This window comes from Veillonellaceae bacterium (assembly GCA_012523975.1).
GTDB lineage: Bacteria > Bacillota > Negativicutes > JAAYSF01 > JAAYSF01 > JAAYSF01.
This window is the reverse complement of the sequence record JAAYSF010000082.1, coordinates 1-2,548: the sequence shown is the minus strand read 5'-3', so window position 1 is coordinate 2,548 and position 2,548 is coordinate 1. Positions and strand designations below refer to the sequence as shown.

General features: G+C 43.1%; 3 protein-coding genes. 1 reads left to right on the top strand and 2 read right to left on the bottom strand.

Annotated features, from left to right (window positions below):
• Together GX348_11400 and GX348_11395 are read right to left on the bottom strand one after the other, a co-directional pair.
• The coding region (locus tag GX348_11400) for a cell wall metabolism sensor histidine kinase WalK (GenBank protein ID NLP42761.1) at positions 1-754 on the bottom strand (754 nt) is incomplete at its 3' end.
• A 176-nt stretch (positions 755-930) separates the two neighbouring features.
• Positions 931-1,332, bottom strand: coding sequence for a hypothetical protein (locus GX348_11395; GenBank protein ID NLP42760.1), 402 nt, complete (start codon positions 1,330-1,332; stop codon positions 931-933).
• A gap of 160 nt (positions 1,333-1,492) precedes the next feature.
• On the opposite strand from GX348_11395, the gene GX348_11390 reads away from it, so the two are divergent.
• The gene (locus GX348_11390) at positions 1,493-2,350 is read left to right on the top strand and encodes a phosphate ABC transporter substrate-binding protein (protein ID NLP42759.1); all 858 of its coding nucleotides are present in this window, start codon (positions 1,493-1,495) and stop codon (positions 2,348-2,350) included.
• Positions 2,351-2,548 lie beyond the last annotated feature (198 nt).

Sequence of the window (2,548 nt, the reverse complement as noted above, 5' to 3'; positions counted from 1 at the left end):
TCTTTGATTCGGCGACGATTTGGGCAATTTTATCTTCAAGACTCGAACTTAGGTTATTAAGAGTATGAGCCAATAATTGAAACTCGTCATTGGTGTTAATATGGACTCGTTCGTCGAGCTTGCCGTCAGCCATCTTACGGGCAGCACTCGTTATTGTTTCCATTGGCGCAGTAAAATTGCGGGCCAGCTTGATACCCATGCCGACTGACAGGAGAGAGGTGAATAAAATAGCCGTTATAAGGGCTGATTTAATTTCACTGAAGGCTGCTTCAACCTGAGCAAGCGTACTGGCCATCCGGATAACTCCAAGAATTTCAGTATTTTTAATAATGGGCACGGCGACGTAAAGTGAATTCTGGGCCAGCGTTGTGCTGTAGCGGGTTGATTTCCCGTTATTGCCAGCCAGTGCAGCAGCAACTTCAGGACGGTTAAGATGATTATCCATGGCTGCAGGATTTTCCCAAGAATCAGCAAGTACCGCGCCGCTGTTGTCAATTATCGTTATTCTGATATGGTTTTTTACTGCTGCTTCTTTAATTTGCGTATCCAGCGCCGCTTTTTCCAGCGGGCCGGCCATAGAATCTTCGATAAGCTGCTCGGTAATCTGGGCGTTGGTTAAGAGATTATCGTTCAGCGTTTCTAAATTGTGCTGATAAAAGTACCATAGTATGTAGCCGCCTAATAACGACAGCGAGAGTAATATCAGCAGTAAAAATGCAGCAATCAGCCGGCGGCGGATATTCCATCTGGTCATTTATATCTCTCCATTCAGCTAATAAAACACCCGCACATATCATTGCATATGGGCGGGTTTTTATACCGATTACTGGGGTCTTTTCACTTCCATTTTAACTGGTAACGGTGAGATAGACAAGTTGTAATTGAATTAAGGGAAAACCCCTTAGAAAATCTAAGGGGTTACAGGGAGTCTTATTCACGATACGAGTTATAGCAGTTACAATGCTCCTCTTCATAGTCGTCTTCGCAGTAGTCATTATCGTTAGAGGTATCGGTCGCTCCGCAATAGCAATGTTCGTGTCCGGCATCGCATGTTGTTTCCCCTTTAAAGAAATGGGTGTGCTCGCCGCATGGGCCTTCTATAGCTGGTCCGGTTACGTCTTCGGCTATATGCCAATGAGTGTTGCCTTCTTTAGGGTCAAAAGATGTTCTTATGCGAATTGCATGGACATGAGAATTCCCTCTGAGCATAGCTGGACCAGTAGTACCCACTATGACATGCTGGTGGTCATTTGCTACATCAGCCATGGTTATCAGCAAATGAACGTGGTTCATGCTATCCCTTTTCGGCTTACCGCGATCTTCTTCAGTCAATATAGTCACCTCCTCGTTAACATAATATGCAGAGGTAACATAAAAGGTTAATCTTGGTTGTTCAAGTTTTTAACAAATCCTTAACATAGTCTTAACACAAGCCCGGCATAAAAACTTTAGAATATAGTCAGTAGTAAATACACACTAGGAGGGAAACTCAATGAAATTATTCCGTAAATCAAAAACATTTATTGCGGCAGTTGCGCTTATGGCTGGGGTAGGGCTTTTGGCAGGCTGCGGCGGTACCAAGGAGCAGGCAAGCGGCACAGAAGTACAGGGTACGGTAACGGCAGCAGGTTCCACTGCGCTGCTTCCGCTCTTAAAGCCGGCCCAGGAAGAATTCCAAAAGAAGAATCCTAAAGTAACTGTAAATATTGCCGGCGGCGGCTCGTTTACCGGTATGAACCAGGTTGCATCAGGCGCAGTAAATATCGGCAATTCTGATATAGCGCTCACTCCTGAATATAGGGATAAAGGTCTTGTCGATTTCAAAGTAGTTGTACTGCCCTTTGTATTCATCACGAACCCAGATGTAACTGTTGACAGCTTAAGCCATCAGCAATATGTAGATATCTTAACCGGTAAAATTACTAACTGGAAAGAAGTTGGTGGTAAAGATCAGAAAATTACCATTATCCATCGTGCTAAATCTTCCGGGTCCCGCGCAACAATTGCTGATGTCGTTCTCAACGGCGCTTCGTTTACCGATGCAGCAGTAATTCAAGATTCTAACGGCGCGGTTAAAACTGCTATTGCCAGCACCCCTGGCGCAATAGGTTATGTTGATGCTGCATATATAGATGGCACTGTAAAAGCGCTTGCTTATAACGGCGTACAATATACTCCCGATGCAGTAATCAGCGGTAAATACCCGGTATATTCTTATGGTCACATGTATACTAAAGGCCAACCGACCGGTGCTGTTAAAGCTTTTATCGATTATGTAATGAGCCCTGAATTCCAAAATGCACATGTTGAAAAAAATAATTTTGTGCCGATAACAAAAATGAAAAAGTAACTTTCATTACCCACAATGAATAAGTCCCGCAGTTATGGCTCTGTCAAACTGATGGGACTTTTTTCATCCTTTAAATTTAACAAAACCTTAACAATCCATTAACAAACGGCTTTGGACAAATAGCTATAATTAAAAAAGATTATAAAACACAAACAAGGAAGTGATTGAAATGGACGCAGCAGTAAAGCACCATCAAAT